Origin of the sequence: Streptomyces xantholiticus (assembly GCF_014651015.1) — a bacterium.
In the GTDB taxonomy this organism is placed as follows: Bacteria; Actinomycetota; Actinomycetes; order Streptomycetales; family Streptomycetaceae; genus Streptomyces; species Streptomyces xantholiticus.
The window spans coordinates 1-18378 of record NZ_BMWB01000026.1; the positions used below are offsets into that span (position 1 = coordinate 1).

At 68.9% G+C, this 18378-nt stretch carries 14 protein-coding genes; 2 read left to right on the plus strand and 12 right to left on the minus strand.

The window, feature by feature from the left end; all coding sequences use genetic code 11:
* A partial coding sequence (locus IE198_RS28905; RefSeq protein WP_229834446.1) for an outer membrane protein assembly factor BamB family protein occupies positions 1 to 1335 on the plus strand: 1335 nt, incomplete at its 5' end.
* A 42-nt stretch (positions 1336 to 1377) separates the two neighbouring features.
* Positions 1378 to 3432, plus strand: a complete 2055-nt coding sequence (locus IE198_RS28910; RefSeq protein WP_189891858.1) for a serine/threonine-protein kinase — start codon at positions 1378 to 1380, stop codon at positions 3430 to 3432.
* Between the two features lie 16 nt (positions 3433 to 3448).
* Here IE198_RS28910 and mycP read toward each other — a convergent pair whose 3' ends face one another.
* The 12 genes from mycP to IE198_RS28970 form a co-directional block, all read right to left on the minus strand.
* Positions 3449 to 4651 (minus strand): type VII secretion-associated serine protease mycosin, encoded by a 1203-nt coding sequence (gene mycP, locus IE198_RS28915; protein WP_189891860.1) that lies wholly within the window; start codon positions 4649 to 4651, stop codon positions 3449 to 3451.
* Between the two features lie 23 nt (positions 4652 to 4674).
* On the minus strand, positions 4675 to 6183 hold the full coding sequence (locus tag IE198_RS28920) for a mediator complex subunit 15 domain-containing protein (protein WP_189891862.1): 1509 nt from the start codon (positions 6181 to 6183) through the stop codon (positions 4675 to 4677).
* Positions 6184 to 6225: 42 nt separating this feature from the next.
* Complete coding sequence (locus IE198_RS28925; protein WP_189891864.1) at positions 6226 to 6750, minus strand: DUF2563 family protein; 525 nt, start codon at positions 6748 to 6750, stop codon at positions 6226 to 6228.
* A 97-nt stretch (positions 6751 to 6847) separates the two neighbouring features.
* Entirely contained in the window at positions 6848 to 9163 is a 2316-nt protein-coding gene (locus IE198_RS28930; protein WP_189891867.1) for a xanthine dehydrogenase family protein molybdopterin-binding subunit, read from the minus strand.
* A complete protein-coding gene (locus IE198_RS28935) occupies positions 9160 to 10611 on the minus strand; it encodes a 2Fe-2S iron-sulfur cluster-binding protein (RefSeq protein WP_189891869.1) in 1452 nt (483 codons plus the stop codon). Before IE198_RS28935 ends, IE198_RS28930 begins: the two co-directional genes overlap by 4 nt.
* Positions 10608 to 11504: an FAD binding domain-containing protein gene (locus tag IE198_RS28940; protein ID WP_189891872.1), complete on the minus strand. Its 897-nt coding sequence runs from the start codon at positions 11502 to 11504 to the stop codon at positions 10608 to 10610. Before IE198_RS28940 ends, IE198_RS28935 begins: the two co-directional genes overlap by 4 nt.
* 317 nt (positions 11505 to 11821) lie before the next feature.
* Positions 11822 to 13462: a beta-N-acetylhexosaminidase gene (locus IE198_RS28945; RefSeq protein WP_189891874.1), complete on the minus strand. Its 1641-nt coding sequence runs from the start codon at positions 13460 to 13462 to the stop codon at positions 11822 to 11824.
* A 113-nt stretch (positions 13463 to 13575) separates the two neighbouring features.
* Positions 13576 to 14427 (minus strand): carbohydrate ABC transporter permease, encoded by an 852-nt coding sequence (locus tag IE198_RS28950; protein WP_189891876.1) that lies wholly within the window; start codon positions 14425 to 14427, stop codon positions 13576 to 13578.
* Positions 14424 to 15401, minus strand: a complete 978-nt coding sequence (locus tag IE198_RS28955) for a carbohydrate ABC transporter permease (RefSeq protein WP_189891878.1) — start codon at positions 15399 to 15401, stop codon at positions 14424 to 14426. The genes IE198_RS28950 and IE198_RS28955 overlap by 4 nt, the downstream gene beginning before the upstream one ends.
* Before the next feature lie 4 nt (positions 15402 to 15405).
* Positions 15406 to 16710 carry an extracellular solute-binding protein gene (locus tag IE198_RS28960; RefSeq protein WP_189891880.1) on the minus strand — a complete coding sequence of 435 codons (1305 nt, stop codon included), beginning with the start codon at positions 16708 to 16710 and terminating at the stop codon, positions 15406 to 15408.
* 237 nt (positions 16711 to 16947) lie between these two features.
* Positions 16948 to 17241, minus strand: a complete 294-nt coding sequence (locus tag IE198_RS28965; RefSeq protein WP_189891882.1) for a DUF3039 domain-containing protein — start codon at positions 17239 to 17241, stop codon at positions 16948 to 16950.
* A gap of 313 nt (positions 17242 to 17554) precedes the next feature.
* The gene (locus tag IE198_RS28970) at positions 17555 to 18115 is read right to left on the minus strand and encodes a YqgE/AlgH family protein (protein WP_189891884.1); all 561 of its coding nucleotides are present in this window, start codon (positions 18113 to 18115) and stop codon (positions 17555 to 17557) included.
* Positions 18116 to 18378: the final 263 nt, after the last annotated feature.

Sequence of the window (18378 nt, forward strand, 5' to 3'; positions counted from 1 at the left end):
CCCCACACCCTCCTCACCCACATCACCCAACGCGCCACCCACGTCTGGCAACACCAACCCCACCGGCTCCCAGCGCCCCGTAACGCCACGCACGATGACACGCACCCTGCATCCTCCGCGGTCTCACGTCGCACGCTCCTCAAGTTCGGCGGCGGAGCCGCCGCAGGCGTGGCAGCAGTGGGCGCAGGCATCTGGACCTGGCTCGACAGGGGCAGCGGCAACGATGCACGGGCGGCTGACGCCGCCTCGCCCGCTCCCCAGGTCAGCAAGCTGCCTGGCTCGCTTTGGACCAGAAGGATCTCCAGGAATTCCCAAGAGATCCATACCACTCCCTTGTTGGCAGGGGAGTGCCTCTCGATCACGACCACCGAAGGGCTGATCGGTTTCAATGCCAAGACGGGGGAAGACATGTGGCTCCAGAAGGAGTTGTTGTCGGCCGGCTCTGTGGCGACCGACGGAGTTCGTATATATGCAGTCGCACCCCCCGAACCAGGTCGCCTTCAACTGGCCCTCTGCACCGTAGATCTGGTGAGAGGATCCCTCGATCCTGTGGTCGTGCTTCCTGACTTCAACAGTGCTCTCAAGAACGGGAGAGTTCTGTGCGTCTCAGGCGGCACGGCATTTCTTGTTGCAGGACAGGGCGAGACCGATGCCGGCGCCTCCTGGTACCTGATTGCCGCAGGCCTCGCTTCCGGAAAGGAGCTCTGGCGCAGCGAGCTCGGCGCGCTGGAGAACCCCGCCCTAAAATCCTTCTACGCGGCGCGGTCCCTCGGCGGCAGCTTCCTCATGACTGTCGGCGACTCCGTCAATGAGACCCTCCTCAAGTGCTATGACGCCGGCACCGGGAAGCTTCGATGGACAGTTGAGCCCGGTTACGCTCTTACGGACGGCATCGTCATGGACGAGGAGCATGTCTACCTGGGTGCCAACTCCTCGGCGCTGGAGAATCGCCACCAGGTGGTTTCGCTGCGTGTGACAGATGGCAGGACGGTCTGGGAATACGGCAAGGATGTACCCCAAGACCTTCCAGGTCCTGTGCTGCACGGCGGGATGCTGTACACCATGCGCTACGACGGAATTATCACGGCGATCGACGCGGCCAAGGGAAACCTTGTCTGGGAATCTTCCCCCGTACCGGCCAGGTATGGAGTCTCCTTCGTGACTGATAGAGACCTCTACGTCATCGGGGAATCTGGACTCGAAGTAATCGATACCCGTTCCCAGCGCACACGAAAGACGCTGACGATGCCGCAGGATGCCAGCTTCATCCCTGATGACAACGGCATGTTCATCGCTGCACAGACCGACCTTATCGCCGGCTTCCCCACGGCATGACGCGCTCTCGCCCCCGTTCCTCCGACATCAGAAAGAGTTCTCATGCAGCCCCTCGGCCCCGGCGATCCCCTTCGGCTCGGTCCCTACCGGCTCCTGGGGGTCCTAGGGGCCGGCGGCATGGGGCGTGTCTATCTGGGCCAGGACGGCGCAGGGAGGACGGCCGCCGTGAAGGTGCTGCACCCGGCTCTGACGAACGACCACAACCTTGCGCAGCGGTTTGTTCGTGAGGCCCAGGCAGCCCGAACGGTCACCAGTCGTGGCGTAGCCCGGTTGCTCGACGCTCAGACGGAAGCCGGACGGCTATGGATCTCGACCGAGTTTCTGGCAGGGCCGACGCTCGACAGCGCAGTCGAGAAGCATGGGCCTCTTGACGAGTCTGCACTGCGTTACCTGGCTCACTCACTGGCCCGTACCCTCAGTGACATCCACCGCGCAGGCCTCATCCATCGGGACATCAAGCCGTCCAACATCGTGCTCACGTCGACAGGCCCGCGAGTGATCGACTTCGGCATCGCCCGCCCAGAACACGGCCTTACTCTCACGACTACCGGGCAAGCACCCGCAACTCCGGGATACGGAGCGCCGGAGCAGGTTCTGGGCCAGCGGGTGGGACCTTCGGCGGATGTCTTCTCGCTGGGCGCCGTCCTCGCGTACGCGGCCAGCGGGCGCCGAACCTTCGACGGTGCGCACATCGCAGCCGTGCAGTACGAGGTCGTTCATGGAGAGCCACAGCTGAACCTCGTGCCGCAGCAGTTCCGCAGTCTCATTGAACCCCTTCTGTCGAAGGTGCCGGGAAATCGCCCTCTGCCCGAGCAGATCGCACGGGTCTTCACCGCCCGACGCGGAGACGAGAAGAACTGGCGTACGAGCGCTCTCGCATCTGACATCAAAGACCGCGAAGCCGAGGTGACCCGCTTCGTCACAGCAGTCGGCCCGACGGCCGAACGCCAGCCGTCGCGCCGCAGGTTCCTCGTCGCATCGCTGGTCGCCGGAGGCGTAGCCCTGACCGCAGTCGGCGGAAGCGCAGCCTGGTGGATGAACAATCGCCGCGGCGAGCCGGTTGCCATTCCACCGGACGCGGACTCCGTTGCCTATGACGAGTACGCCGACGGAAGGTCTCCCCGACCGCTGTGGGGACCGTTGAGCGTGGCTGCACGGGGCACGGTCCCCCAGCCACTTGCCATGCACGGAGTAGTGATCTTCAGCGCTCGTGACAGTGGTCTGGCTGCCCACCAGGCAGTAGACGGTAAGGCAGTATGGCGTCTTCCTGAAGCGTCCGGCACAGCGGGAACGCTGCAACTGTCGGAGGCGGACTTCATAGCGGTCACGGACAAGGGCGAGGTCGTTTCCTTGAACGCCTCGACCGGGGAGCAGCTGTGGGCGGTGCCCGCAGATGCTGAACGGCTGCTCGCCTTGGACGAATCCTGTGTCTACGTACTCACACGTGCCGATGAGATCCGAGCTGTCGAAATGTCCGAACCTAAGCCGTTGTGGACGGTGAAAGCGCCGGAGGGCATGCAAACCGCCGACCGTCCGCTGGCCGCGGCGGGTGGTGAACGCCTGGTCATTTCTGGTTCGAACGGGGTCGTGATCGCTTTGAGCACGGATTCAGGCCGTGAGGTCTGGCGGCGCAGTCAAGGCTGGGGACCCGCGATGCCTGCTATTGACCGGTCCAGCGTGTATCTCGGCGGCACAGACCTCGCCGCCCTGATGCTGGCGGACGGCACTGAACGGTGGACCGTTTCCGGCTACGCCTCCTCCCCCGTAGATGGGTGGGGCGCTCCTTGGCTCAAGGAACAGGTTGTCTATTCCTTCAACGGCGGCCGAGCCCAATCGGTGCGCATGTCCAACGGCGACACGGACATGCGGGGGACCGACTCAGTGGAATCGGACGTGATGATCGCCCTTCCACCCGTCATAGAAGGGAGAAGCGTACTGGTGGACGGAGTGGAAGGCGTGTCGGTATTCCACGACCCCCCGTCCAGGCTTGCGTGGGTGTACAGGTCCGACACAGGAACACCCACCGTGATGGCGGGATCGGGACGGCGGGTGTTCCTCGTGAACGACGGAAATCTGACCGCCGTACCCGTCTTGTAGCGGTACCTCTTCGCTTCTAGCCGCGACGGGCCCGGGCGACCGGAATCGCGACTGCGGCCCCGATGAGCAGGGCCGCGCCCACTCCGAGCGCGATCCACAAGCCTGCATTGCTCTCGTCGTCGGAGGAAGGAGCAGCGGCAGCCGATTGCTGGTTGTCGCCCTGGCTGCCGGCGGCAGGCTTGGAATCCTCTGGGGAGGGGGACGGAGAAGCGGCCGCCGCCAGGTCAGGCAGCGGGTACTCGCCTGCGGGGCCGGGATTCCCAGGGGACTTCAGGGCAATGCGCGGACGGACGACGCCGTAACCGATCGAGTCGTTGCGCTTGTTGCCGCTCCGCGGACCACCTGCCGTATTGAGCATGACCCGCAGTACCTGGTTGTTCGTCCACTCCGGGTACTTGGACCAAATCAGCGCGGCGGAGGCGGAGGCGAGGGCTGTGGCGTCACTCGTGCCGTGACTTCTGCAGTAGAGGGAACTGTCCTTGTTGCAGGCTGAGACGATGTCGACCCCTGGGGCAACCAAATCGACTTCCGGTCCAGTCGCCGACTCCGGCGCCCTGTTCACTTGTTTATCGACACTACCGACTCCGACCACACCGGGCACGGCGGCGGGGTACTCCACCACCGAGGTTCCTGTGTTTCCCGTAGCGGCGAAAAGTAGTGCCCCCTTGTCCAGCGCATACTGGACCGCCTCGGTCACAATGTCTGATTGCTTCGGACCGCCGATGGACATATTGATCACCTTGGCGGACGAGTCCGCCGCATAGCGGATCGCTGCGGCCAGCGTTCTCTCGTGATCCTTGCCCGTCTGCTCACCGTTCTCCTTCCAGAGACGGATGGGAAGGATCTTGGTTCCCGGCGCCAAGCCGTATGCACCTGCACCCATGCCGGTGCCTGCGATGACGGCGGCGATGCCGGTCCCGTGACCCTCGGCATCGTCTGCGTAGGTCCCGGCTTCAGGGGAGAAGTCCCGCCCTTCCAGTACCTGTCCACGCAGGGCAGGAAGATCTGGGTCCACGCCCGAGTCGATCACAGCGACGGTCACTCCTTCGCCGGTACTCGTTTTCCACATCTCGTCAGCGTGCATGGCGTCGAGGTGCCATTGCATCGATCGAACAGACTCCGCATGAGCAGGTGTAGCTGCGACACCCACCAGCAGAAGCCCCAAGGTGGCCGAGATCGATCGGCCAAGCCGGGCCTTGTGACGGCTACTGGTACGCATCCTCATCCTTCGCGATTGCTGTTTCAGTCGATGACCGGCGGTACGACGCGCCGACTGCCCTGCTGCCAGGTCTCTTCGTCTTCGGACAGGTAATCGGGGCGCTCGCCATTCTCGTCGTCCCGACGCCGACCACTGCTGTTCGCTCCAGCGCCCATCGCGCCCGTACGACCCACTTGACCGGGACCGGTCCCGCCACTGGTGGGGGCTCCGCGTACCAGGCCAGACCCCCCGGGCGTGAACGGGCGAGCTCCTGTCTGTCCTGACTGAAGAGGGCGACCACCGACCATGCCACCACCCTCCGAAGCCAGACGACGGCCACTGATGCCGCTGCCCTGTCCGGGGCCCATCGGGCCGTTGGGCATCCCTGGCATTCCCGTCATGCTGCGCCCCATGGGACCGCGAGCAGTTGAACTGCCCTCACCACCGATCACGGTGCCACGAGGAATGCCACCGGTCGTCCTACCCGTAGTAGGCGAAACGGGGCGCCCGCCCGTGATGCCGCTCTCGCGAGGCACTCTGGCGTTGAGGCCACCATGCGGCGGCACGATGTTCCGCGCACCTGGGAGTGACTTTCCGCTTCCGGGCAAACCAGGGGCCGGTGGCCCGGACTTGCCCACCTGGGAGGGGGGCACTGGAGTGACAGGCGGAAGGACGTTGTGATCCGGCCGATTTGTCGAGGTCGTCGGCCCCGGACTGGTTTGTGGGAGCTGGGACTGCGGAGGCAGTGTCTCCACGCTGTCGATACCCATTTCGACAGGTCGCTCTTGCCTGGGCGCGATCCCATCACGCGACACGACAGAAGTAGTGTCCGACCGCCCCTCCTTCAACTCCCGGCTCATCGCGGGCACATACTGATCGCCGGTTCCGCGATCATTCGCACCGACGTTTCGGTCGGTTCCGCCCCCGCTGTACTCTGCCCGCACGGGTGCCGGCGGCACGAACTCACCCGGCGGCGGCGGGAACGTCGGCGGCTCCGCGGCGCTGATCACGAATGTTGAGAACGAGTAGGACTGAGCCAGCTTGTTCATCTGCTGCACGGCCTGGGCGTGGTCCTCATTCAACTTGGCCCACGCTTCACTCCTGATGTCTTTGGAATCAGGGTCGTTGTGGTACTTCACGGCAGCGTCGTAGTTCGCCTGCGCGGTCGCGTCCTTGGCGGGCAGGTTGGCCTTCACTTCCCGGAGCGTCTGTGCCGCGTTGCCCATCCACGTACCGCCGGTGGTGCTGTACGTCCCGAGTTGGAGCGTTGCCTTCCACGCCTGCTCGCCCCACAGCTCCATCGCTTTGCCGGTCTCGCCCACCCAGTCGACACCCTCGATGTAAGCCTTGAGGTCCTCAGCGATCTCGGTGATCGTCTTACCAGCATCGGTCAACTGGGCGGACATCGTCTTCAGGGTCTCAGGATTGGCCGCGGCCACCATGGCGAGCATCTGCTCGTGCGTCTTGGACTCGAAATCGGTGGTCCCGAAGAAGCGACCCAGGAACCCCAAGGAAGGCATGCCCCCTCCGCCGCCCTCTTTCGGTTCAGCCATCTCGCTTCCCCACCCTTCCCCGTGTTTTCATGTCCGGCGACATCAGAAGTCCGTTCCGCCTGAGGTGTCGCCCTGCCCCGTCTCACCCTTGGGCTTGTCGTCGCCCGTAGGCCGCTCCGCCTCGCGGCGCTCCTGCTCACGCCGGTCAACGGTCGCCTGCGCGTCCGCGTAGATGCGGTTCATGCGCAATTTCAGGTCGTCCTCGATATTCTGAAAGCCTTTGGACGCCCCAGTCACAGCGATACTCAGACCCTCGATCTGACCCGCGAGTCCCTTGGACAGGTTCTTCAGCTCCGCGTGAACCTTCTTGTAGATCCCGAAGAATGCCTTCGCCTCATCGAACTCGACGCCGATGTCTCCCTCCGCGATCTCCCCGTCGGCCAGCTTGCTGGGAGCAGCCGGCGATGCCTCGAGCCGGATCAGCAGCTTGTCCACGCGGGCCTTGAACGCCTGCAACTCCCCAGCGTCGACGTCCAGGTCCTTGCCACTGCCGCCCCCGCTGGGCGCGCTGGGCTTCGGCATCGGCGGGCCGTACACCGGCCGCCCCGTCCCGTCGTCCTCCGCCACGAATGCCTCCCCGTTTACACACGTCTACAGGGATCACTGTACCGAGTGGGCATGACACCGCGCATCCCTGGATTGCACTAGCAACTCCCCAAGTACGTCACGGCTTTGGAACAGCCACCGCCGCCTGGGGCCGGATCGGGAGGCGGTTGATCGGGCGGCCGGTGGCGGCGCGGACCGCGGAGGCGACGGCAGCCGGCGAGGTGACGACCGGGGCCGCGCTGGCGGGTTTGGCGCCGAAGGGGGCCACGACGTCGCGCTCTTCGACGAGTTTGACGATGCGAATGTCGGGGGCGTCCAGGGCCGTGGGGAGGGCGTAGCCGGTGAGGTCCGGGTGGCGGATCAGCCCGCGGGCGGTGCGGAGGTTCTCCGTGAGGGCCGCGCCGACACCCTGGGTGACGCCGGCCTCGATGCGGGTGGCCAGTTGGGCGGGGTTGAGGATGCGGCCGACGTCCTGGGCGACGGCCATCTCGACCACGCGGACGGAGCCGAGTTCGATGTCGACGTCGACGACGGCTCGGATCGCGCAGAACGCGAGACCGACGAAGGCGTCGCCCTGACCCGACTCGTCCAGGGGCTCGGTGGGGTGGGGGCGGCACTGGGCGGTGGCCCAGAGTTCCTTGCCGTCCATGGCTTCGGTGACCGTCGTCGACAGGACGCCGTCGTACGACGTGATCTTGCCGTCGGTGATCTGGAGCAGTTCGGTGGACATGCCGAACTTGTGGGCCAGCGGCTGGAGAAGCTGGGTGCGGACCATCTTGGCGGCGCGTTCGACGGCGCCGCCGGACACCCAGGTGTGGCGGCCGTGGGCGGCCGGGCCGGCCGGGGGCTGGTCGGTGTCCACGGCGGCGACGCGGACGTCCTCGACGCCGAGCGTCTCCTGCACGATCTGGCGGGCCAGGGTGGAGAATCCGGAGCCGGTCTCCACGGCCGCGCAGATGACCGTCGCCACTCCGTCCTGGACCCGGACCGTGGCGGTGGAGACCTCGTCGGTGCCTTCCGCGCCGAGCATGTGGACCATGCCGAGGGCGTAGCCGACGCCGCGGCGTACCGCGCCCGGTTCGCCGGCGCCTTCGGGGCCGCCGGGGAGGAGCCAGTCGTGCTCCGGGGAGTCCTTGGGGAGGGGCGGGAGGGGGAAGTCGCGTACGGCCTGGAGCAGTTCGGCCACGGGGGCCGGGCAGGTGACGGTCTGGCCGGTGGGCAGGATGTCGCCGGTGGCCAGGACGTTGCGCAGGCGGATCTCGGTCTGGTCCAGGCCCAGTTTCGCGGCGAGCTTGTCCATCTGCGCCTCGTATGCGGCGCAGACCTGCATCGCTCCCTCGCCGCGCACATGTCCTGACGGCGGGTTGTTCGTACGGACCGCCCAGCCCTCGATGTGGGCGTGCGGTACGACGTACGGACCGCAGGCGAAGGCGACTGCGGCGGCCAGGGACTCGGACGAGGCGTCGGCGTACGCACCCGCGTCCAGCAGCAGCTGGGCCTCGACCTTGACCAGGTGGCCCTCGGCGTCCGCGTGGTGGCGGTAGCGCAGCAGCGTGGGGTGGCGGTGGGCGTGGCCGAGGAAGGACTCCTCGCGGGTGGCGGTGAGCTTGACCGGGCAGCCGGTACGGAGGGCCAGCAGTCCGAGCGGAAGCTGGAAGCCGGGGTCCTCGCGGTCGCCGGTCGCGCCGGGGACGCCGGTGACGACGACCTTGACGCGTTCCGGTTCCAGGCCGAAGCAGGCGGCGGCCAGGTCGCGGTCGGTGTGCGGGTCGGTGGAGGCGACGTAGAGCTCGACGCCGCCGTCGGGGCGGGGCACGGCGAGGCCGGCCTCCGCGCCGATGGGGGCCGGGTCCTGGCGGCCGATGCGGTAGAGGCCCTCGACGATCACCTCGCCGGTGGCGTCGGCGTCGCCGTAGCGCAGCGGGATGTGGCGGATGAGGTTGCCGTCGGGGTGCAGCGGTTCGGCGGCGAAGGCCTTCTCGGGGTCGGTGACCGGTTCGAGGACCTCGTACTCGACCGCGATCGCCGCCGCTGCGAGGCGGGCGGTGTCGGGGTGGTCGGCCGCGACCGCGGCGATCGCCTCGCCGTGGTGGCGGACGGTCTCCGCGGCGAAGACGGGCCGGTCCGCGATGCGCCTGCCGTACGAGCCGTCGCCCGGGACGTCCTCGTGGGTGATCACCGCATGCACGCCGGGCATCTCCCTGGCGGCGGAGGTGTCGACGGAGACGATGCGGGCGTGCGGGTGCGGCGAGCGGAGCAGTGCGGCCCACAGCAGGCCTTCCGCCCACAGGTCGGAGGCGTAGGGGAAGGTGCCCTCGCTCTTCGCGCGGGTGTCGGCCGCGGGGAGTGACACGCCGAGGCCGTGGGCAGGAGGTTCCGGCTGGGGACTGTCGACCTGCTGCGGCATCGCAGTGGTGGCCGCGTCGTTGCTCACGCCATGCCTCCGTCGTGCGGGTGAATCTGCACACTACCTGCGCCGGGGGGTGCCTGGTGCGGGATGCGGGCTTCCTCACCGGCGTTCGCCGTGTCGGAGGCGGCCGCTTCGGAGAGGGCCGCGGCACTCGCCGCTCGTTCGGCGGCCACTTCGCGCACGGCGTCGAGGACACCGCGGTAGCCGGAGCAGCGGCAGAGGTTGCCGCACAGGGCCTGGCGGGTCTCGAGCTCGGAGGGGGCGTGGTTGCCCTCGAGGAGGTCGTGGACGGTCATGGCCATGCCGGGGATGCAGAAGCCGCACTGGACCGCGCCGCAGGCGGCCAGGGCACGCTGGACGTCGGAGGGTTCGCCGTCGGTGGCCAGCCCCTCGACCGTACGGACCTCGGAGCCTGCGGCGGTCGCGGCGGGGACGAGGCAGGAGGCGACGAGCCGGCCGTCGACCTGGACGTTGCAGGCGCCGCACTCGCCCTGGGAGCAGCCGTCCTTGGCGCCTGCGAGGCCGAGGCGCTCACGGAGCACGTAGAGCAGGGACTCGCCTATCCAGGCGTCGCTGACCGGGCGGTCGGTGCCGTTGACGCGCAGGACGTACGAGGTCGGCGGGTGCTCCTCGTTCCCGGCGGGCGTCCCGTCGGCCACCGGGGCGGCCGGGGGCCCGTCGGGTACGGCCTCGGGCTCGGCCCCGGACGACGTGGCCTCGGGCTCCGGCCCCGGCTCGGGGGACGGCTCGGCGGCTTCCTGGACCGTGTCGGTGGGCGCGGGTGCGGCGGCCGGGGGCTCCTCCACCGGCTCGGGCTGCTCCTCCTGCCGCGGCTGCTCCGCCCAGGGCGCCGGCGCCCCGCCCGGCAGCGTCGCCCAGGGTGCGGGCGCGCCTCCGGGGAGCGTCGCGGGTGGGGTCGTACCGGCCCACGTCGCGTCCGCGCCCGGCGGCAGCGGGAACTCGCCGGAGTCGGAGTCGCCCTCGAACGACACCGCGGGCGCGGTCTGCTGGGAGTCGTGGAAGGTCCACTGGCCCGTTCCACCCGCCTCAGCAAGCTCGCTCGGGCCCTGTGAGGCGTCGTGCGAGGCGTCGTGCGCCGCGGGCTCCGGCCACTGGGGCGCCCAGCCGCCCGGCGCCCCCGGGTCGGTACCGGCGGCAGGCACCAACGGCGTGATCATCGGGGGTACGAAGCCGTGTCCGGGAGCCTCGAGCGGGGCGGCGTCGGAGGTGACCTCGGGCGGGAGCTGGAAGAAGGCCGTGGCCTCGCCGTCGTACTCACCGCCCTGCGGCGTGGGCTGCCAGCCGCCCCCCTGGTCGGTGTACGAGTCGTAGGAGTCGTAGGAGCCGTACGGGTCGGCCTGCTCGGACTGCGCGTGGCCGTCGTAGTGATCGCCGCGGTGTTCCGGCTCGTAGCCCTCCGGCGATTGCCGGAACTCCGGCGGAAGGCCGAGCGGGTTGTCCTCGTTGCTCACGACAGCGCCCTCCCCAGTGCCCGTCGGGCCAGTGCTGCGACCGTACGCCGCATGTGCAGTACGGCCGGCGAATGCACCGCTTGTTCCTCACCGTCCGCGGCCGGTGCCGGGTCGGGGATGCACGCGGCGGCGACGTACTCGCCGAACGCGGTGAGTGCCTCGCCCGCGAGGCCGCGCTCGCCGTCCCAGTCGATGAGGGACGCGATCCACCGCTCGGCCTCCAGCGGCCGCAGCGGCATCGGCGCGATGGCGCCCACCGCGCAGCGCACGCCGCGGCGGGCCGGGTCGAGCACGACGGCCACGGAGGCGGTGGCCCGGCCGGGGCCGGTGCGGCCGGTCACCTTCAGGAAGACCTGCGGGGCGTGCAGGAGGGGTACGCGTACGAAGCCGATCAGTTCGGCCGGGCCGAGCATCTCCCGACCGGCCAGCAGGTGCGAGACGGGGATCTCGCGGCGCGCGCCGTCGGGCCCCGCGACGACCAGGTCGGCCTCGAGGGCGGCCAGCACCGGCAGGGTGTCGTTGGTGGGGGCCGCGCTGACGATGTTGCCGCCGAGCGTGCCCGCGTTACGGATCTGGGGTGGGCCGGCCGCGCGTGCGGACGCGGCGAGCGCGGGGATGAGGGCCGCGAAGTCGGGGCGGCCCATCCTGGCGTGGGTGAGTCCGGCGCCGAGCAGCGCGTGTCCGTCCTGGTAGCGCCAGCCGCGGATCTCGCTGATGCGGCCGAGGCCGACCAGGCCCGCGGGACGCAACTGGCCCCTGTTGACCGCGGCCATGAGATCGGTGCCGCCGGCGACTGGAACGGCGGCGGGCATGGCGCTGAGCGCCGCCACGGCCTCGTCGAGCGAGGCCGGCAGCGTCACCGACTGTGCCGTTTGCGGTGCGTGCGTGGTCACCCAGCTGCCCCTTCCCGGTGTCCCGGCTGTCCCGCCTGTGTTGCCGTACCGTACGTGCTCACAGGCCGGACGTGGCAACTCTGGCACATCTTCCGGGCGGACCGACGAGAGGGTACGCGAAGGGGGCATTCGCCCCTCAAGTGCGAATTCACGTCAATGGTCCGGTTTCGTACCCCGGCGGCGCCAAGGGCGCATTGCAGTGCTTCGACGGCGGTTGTTCGCCTCGTTGCACGCGTCATTCCTCGCGGTTCGTTCCTCGCGGCCACGGCTCCACGGTCCCAGGACCCGGGCCGCGGGGCGGCAGCCTCGGGCAGGGCTCACACGTTCGGGGGCGCTTTGTCGATCGGACGTCCGGCCACTCCGGGCCGCCGCTGCCAGGGCAACGGGCCGCCGGGCGGCCGGTAGTGGACGCCGAGCGCGTCAAGGCGGGCGTAATGGGCGGTCATTCGGCGCTCGAAGTCCGTGAAGTCGCGCTCGGCGGGCGCGGGCAGCGCGGACCAAGCGACCTCCGCGAACGCGGCGAGGCGCGGGAAGACCTGGTAATCGACGCGGGAGCCGTCCTGCATCACCTCGGTCCACACGTTGGCCTGGGTGCCCAGCACATGGGCGGCCGCCTCCGGTGTGAGCGCCGGGGGCACGGGCTCGAAGCGGTAGACGTCCTCAAGGGTGCGTACGTAGCCGATGGGCATCGGCTCGTCGTCCCCGGCGGCCTGCCGGTGGTCCAGGTAGACCTGCTGCTCGGGGCACATGACGACGTCGTGGCCCGCCTCCGCAGCGGCGATGCCGCCCTTGTAGCCGCGCCACGAGGAGACGGCGGCGCCGGGTGCCAGGCCCCCTTCGAGGATCTCGTCCCAGCCGATGAGCCGGCGGCCGCGGTCCGTGAGCCAGCGGTCGAAGTGGCGGATGAACCAGGACTGCAGTTCGTCCTCGTCGGCGAGCCGCAGTTCCTTGATGCGTGCTTGGGCCGCCGGCGACGCCTTCCACTGGTCCTTGGCGCACTCGTCGCCGCCGATGTGCACGAACGTCGACGGGAAGAGGTCGAGGACCTCTTCGAGTACGCCCTCGTAGAAGCGGAGGGTGTTGTCGGTGGGTGCCAGTACGTTGGGACTGATGCCCCAGTTGTCCCAGACCGCCAGGGAGGTTGTGTCGATGACGTCCGTGTTTCCCAGTTCTGGATATGCGGCGATGGCTGCCTGCGAGTGCCCGGGGACGTCGATCTCGGGGACGACGGTGATATGCCTCTCGGTGGCGTACGCGACGATCTCCCGGATGTCGTCCTGGGTGTAGTGACCGCCGTGGGGCTTGTCGTCCCAGAGCGGTGAGGCCCGGTGTCCGTATTTGGTCCGGGCCCGCCAGGCGCCGACCTCGGTGAGCTTCGGGTGGCGCTTGATCTCGATGCGCCAGCCCTGGTCGTCGGTGAGGTGGAAGTGGAAGACGTTGAGCTTGTGCGCGGCAAGCAGGTCCAGGTAGCGCAGGACGCCTTCCTTGGGCATGAAGTGCCGTGAGACGTCGAGCATGAGGCCGCGCCAGGCGAAGCGGGGCGCGTCCTCGACCGTGACGGCGGGCACGTCCCAGTCGCGTTCCCTCAGCGGCGCCTTGCGGTAGGCGTCGGGCCCCAGCAGCTGACGGAACGTCTGCGCCCCCCAGAAGACGCCGGCCGCGCTGCCGCCCTCGATGAGCACGGCCGCATCGTCCACGGAGCCGTCCGTGGACAGCCGGTAGCCCTCCGGGCCGGACTCGCGGGCCACGTCCGCGCTCAGCCGCAGCAGCACGCTGCGGGGCCCGGCGCCCTCCGCGAACGGCAGGCCGGTGGCGGCGCCGACCTCCCGACGCAGCCACCGCGCCACGCCCTGCGTACCGGGGTGCGCGTCGAGTGTGGTCCGCTGCCCGAGGGAGAGCCGCGCGGGGCTGGAGTCCCGCTGCTCGAGGCCGCGTGGCGCGGGGACGAGGTCTGTCATGTCGTCAGCCTTTCGGAGAGGTTTCAGCCTTTCGGAGTGGTTCACGTCTCCCGCCCCGGCCTCGCCGGGGCGGCCCACCGGACCTCCGAACGCGGGCCCCACGCGCCACGCCGTCAGTCCTTCACCGCGCCGCCCAGTCCGGAGACCAGTCGTCGCTGTACGAGTACGAAGAAGACGAGCACCGGGACGGTCATCACGGTCGACGCCGCCATGATCCCGCCCCAGTCGTTCTCGTCGGGCTTGAAGAAGACCAGCAGCGCCATCGGCAGGGTCGACTGCGAGGTGTCGCTGATGATGAACGACTTGGCGAACAGGAAGTCGTTCCAGGTCGAGATGAAGGAGAACACGCTCGTCGCGACCAGCCCCGGGAAGACCAGCGGGAAGAGGATCTGCCACAGGAAGCGGGTGCGGCTCGCGCCGTCGATGTACGCCGCCTCCTCCAGTGCTTCGGGGACGGCCTTGACGAAGCCGCGCAGCATCCAGATGGCGAACGGCAGCGAGAAGGCGATGTGCGGCAGGATCAGCGAGCCGAGGGTGTTCAGCTGGCCGAAGTCGCGCATCAGGAAGAACAGCGGAATGGTCAGCGCCTCGACGGGGACCATCTGCGCCACCAGGAACATGACGAGCAGCGTCGTACGGAACTTGAACCGGAACCGGGTGACCGCGGTGGCGGCCAGGAAGGCGATCAGCGCGGACGCGACGACGACCGTGCCGGCGACGATCAGGCTGTTGATGAAATAGCCGCCGAATTCCTCCTGCTGGAAGACCCGCCGGAACGAGTCCAGCGACGGGGATAGCGTCCATGGCTTCGCCTCCGTCGACTGGATCTCACCGGCCGGTTTGAAGGCGGAGAGCACCATCCAGTACAGCGGGAAGGCGACGACGGCCGCGATGACCAGCGCCGCTGTCTCTGCCAGCAGCCTTCCCGGTCGCCGGACCCGTATCTGCGGGCGCACCAGGCTCATATCTCTTCTCCCTGACGTCGCAGCAGGCGCAGATGGACGAGGGTGACCGCCAGCAGAATCAGCAGCATGACGACGCCGATCGCGGACCCCAGGCTGTACTGCGAGGACGCGAAGGCCTTCTGATAGGCGTACACATTGAGCACGAGATTCTGTCCGGCGATACCTCCGCCGTTCGTCATCACGTAGATCTGGGTGAAGACCTTGAAGTCCCAGATGATCGACTGGATGGTGACGACCACCAGAATGGGCCGGAGCATCGGCGCCATGACGGAGCGCCAGATCCGCCATGCGGATGCGCCGTCCAGCGAGGCCGCTTCCAGCACCTCCTCGGGGATCGCCCTGATGCCCGCGTACACGGTCACCATCACGAACGGGAACGAGCACCACACGACCTCGAACAGGACGAGTGCGAAGGCGCTGAAACGCCCGTACGTCCAGGAGAAGTCGCCCAGTCGGAGTATCCGGTTGACCGGCCCGTAGTCGGGGTCGAAGAGGAAGACCCAGACGGTGGAGCCGGTGATCGCGGGTGTCGCCCAGGCGCCGAGCGCGGCCAGCATCAGCGCGAGCCGCGGCAGTGCGCGTACTCGGGTCAGCAGGACGGCCAGTGTGCAGCCGACGGCGAGTGTGGCGAGCACGCACGCCGCCGCGAAGACCAGGGTCGCCAGCAGCACCTGCCAGAACTGGCTGTCGGCGAGGAGCGTCCGGTAGTTGCCGAGCCCCTGGAAGGTGGTCGGTTCGCCGCCGCTGACCTGGGCCTGGGTGTACTCGAGGAGCGAGATCAGGCCGAGTTGGTAGATCGGGTAGACCAGCAGCCCGGCGAGCACCACCAGGGCGGGTGCGAGATAGAGCCAGGGCGTCGAGGCCCCTCCGCGTCGCGGCAGCTTCACCGGCAGCCGTGGGTTCGTGCGCGGCGGGTGGGCCGCGGCCCGTGCGGGGACCGCGGCCGGCTCGGCGGCGGCCGTCTTGTACGCCATGGGCTCAGCCCGCGTCGGTGAACGCGGCGTTCATCTTCTTCGCGGCGTCACCGGCGGCCGCGGGCACGTCCTTCTTGCCGCTGACGACCTCCTGGAACATGGTCGGCAGCACCAGCGAGGCGTCGATCCGGCCCCAGGCGGGCGAGGCGGGGACGAACTTCGCGCCCGCGCCGAGCGTCTCGATGAAGGGCTCGACGAACGGCTGCTTCTTCGCCGCTTCGGTGCGCACATCGGTGTACGTGGGCAGGAAGCCCATCGCGTCGAAGAGCTGGCCCTGCGTCTCCTTGCCGGCGAGCTGCTTCATCAGGTCCACCGCCAGGGTGCGGTGCGAACTGCTCTTGAGCACGCCGAGGTTGTTGCCGCCCGCGAAGGCGGGGGCGATCTCGCCGGCCTTCAGACCGGGCAGCGGTACGACGGCGTACCTGCCCTTGACGGTGCCGGCCTCGACGGCCTGGTGGCTGAAGTCACCGCCGATCGCCATGGCCGCCTTGCCGGAGGCGAAAGCGGTGACGGTGGCGTTGCCGCCCATCGAGGCGCACTTGGCGGCCGGGCAGTTGTCGTCGCCGAAGAGCGACGTGTAGGCCTTGATGCCCTTCTGTGCGGCGGCGCTGTCGATGGCGGACGTGTAGGAGCCGCCGCTCTCCTCGGCGAGCTCACCGCCGTGCGCCCAGATGAAGGGCATCGCACCGTAGGTGTAGGCGCCGCCGACCGCGAGGCCGTAGAGGTCGGGCTTCGCCCTGTGGATCCTCTTGGCCGTGGTGATGAGTTCGTCCTGCGTCTTGGGTGCCTCGATGCCCAGGTCCTTGAAGACGTCGGTGCGGTAGTAGAGCGCCCGTACGCCGACGAAGAGCGGCGCTCCGTAGATCTTGCCGTCGACCGTGACGGACTGCTTGGCGGTCGGGTCGGTGTCCTCGGCCTCGTCCCAGGCGCCGAACTCGGCGGTGATGTCGGCGAGTCCGCCGTCCTTGACATAGCCGGCGGTGTCGGTGTTGCCGTACTCGATCAGGTCGGGGGCGCTCTTCGGGTCGTTGAACGCCGCCTTGATCCGCTGGGTGCGGGTCTCCACCGGTATGTACTCGACCTCGACCTCGGCACCCCGGTGCGACTTCTCGAAGGCGGCGACAGCGGCGTCGACGACCTGCTGCTTGGGCTTGTTGTTGACCTCCTGGAACAGCCAGATCCGCAGCGTGCCGCTCTTGTCGTCCTGCTGTGCGCCGGTGTCGGACGTCTGGGGCGCGCAGGCGGTGGCGGTGAGGCCCGCCAGCGCGAGCGTGGCGGCCGTGGCGAGGATTCGGGAGATGAGCTTCATGCGGGACCCCTACGAATAGAGCGTTGCAACATACGCAACGAGTGTTTCGCACTGCACAACAGGCAGGAGGCTAGGCCCGGGGCGAACGGCCGGACAAGGGGCGACAAGAGGTCTCAACCACTCTGTGACCGGGTGGAGCATTCCGTGCAACGCGCCCCGGCCGCGCGCCGCAACGCAAACGGCCCGCGGACGCGCCGAAGCGCGTCCGGGGGCCGTTGCCGACTGGGCGGCGGAAGACTACTTCTTGTCCTTGCCGCCCTTGCCCTTGTCCTTGTCGCCGCCGGCGCCCATGGACTCGTAGATCTCCTTGCACATGGGGCAGACGGGGTACTTCTTGGGGTCACGCCCCGGCACCCAGACCTTCCCGCACAGTGCCACCACGGGAGTGCCGTCGAGGGCGCTCGCCATGATCTTGTCCTTCTGGACGTAATGGGCGTAGCGCTCGTGGTCGCCGTCGCCGTGCGACACCTGTGGCGTCGGCTCTACGAGGGTCCCCGTGCCTGTCCCGCGCTCGGGCTCAAGAGTGCTCATGGGCTCCAAGGGTACCCACGACCCGGCGCCCGCGGGAGCAAGGCCCCGTGCGCCTTTCCGACGACCCCGTCCTTCTACGTCGACCCGGCGTCCTGCCTCGACGGCCCGGCCCGTTCGGGCTCGGTCGCCCGGCTCGGCTCGCCTCGGCTGTCGTCGCCCGGCTCGGTTCGGCTCGTGTCGTCCAGTTCGGTTCGGCTGGGGTCGTCGGTTCGGCTGGGGCCGTCCGGCCCGTTCGGGCTGGGCCTGCGGCTCGCTCGCGTCGCCCGGCCGGCTCGGCTCGCGTCGCCTGGCCGGCTCGGCTCGGGTCGCCCGTTCAGTTCAGGCTCGGGTCGTCCGGGTAGGTGGCGAACATGGCCAGCTCGTTGCGCTGGCGCCGCAGCACCGACCGCCACAGGCCCTCCGGGTGGGGGGATGAAACGTCCCCCGGCTCAGACTCGACGACATACCAGGCGCCGTCCTGCAACTCGTCCTCCAGCTGCCCCGGACCCCAGCCCGCGTACCCGGCGAAGATTCGCAGCGAACCGAGTGCGTCGCCGAGCAGCTCCGGCGGGGCCTCGAGATCGACGAGGCCGATCGCGCCGTACACGCGCCGCCAGCCGAGCGGGCCCTCGTCGCCGGGGATCACGGCGACACCGAGCGCCGAGTCGAGGGAGACGGGGCCGCCCTGGAAGACGACGCCCGGCTCACCGGCCAGCGCACCCCACGCCTCGAGGATGTCCTCGACGACCACGGGGGTGGGCCTGTTGAGGATCACGCCGAGGGAACCCTCGTCGTCGTGATCGAGCAGCAGGACCACCGCCCGGTCGAAGTTCGGGTCCGCCAGGGCGGGCGCGGCGACGAGCAGCCGGCCTGTGAGCGAGGACACCTCGGTCATGCGAGACATGATCCCGCATCTTCGCCGTGCGCGGGGCCCGAGCGGGATCACTGCCCGAACCTCGCACGATGGCCGCAGCTCAAGAGGCGAGCGGACGGCGGCCGTCGGGCCCGGCGGGCCGGTGACGGTGAGCGAGGCGCGGCGGACACAGCGTGTTGTACCCAATTCATTACGTCCGAGAAGCGTCCCGGCCCTTACGGAGCAGCCGCTGTGCCCCCTTACCCTTTTCTCTGTCCCCCGACCGACCTCTCCGGAACGCGAGA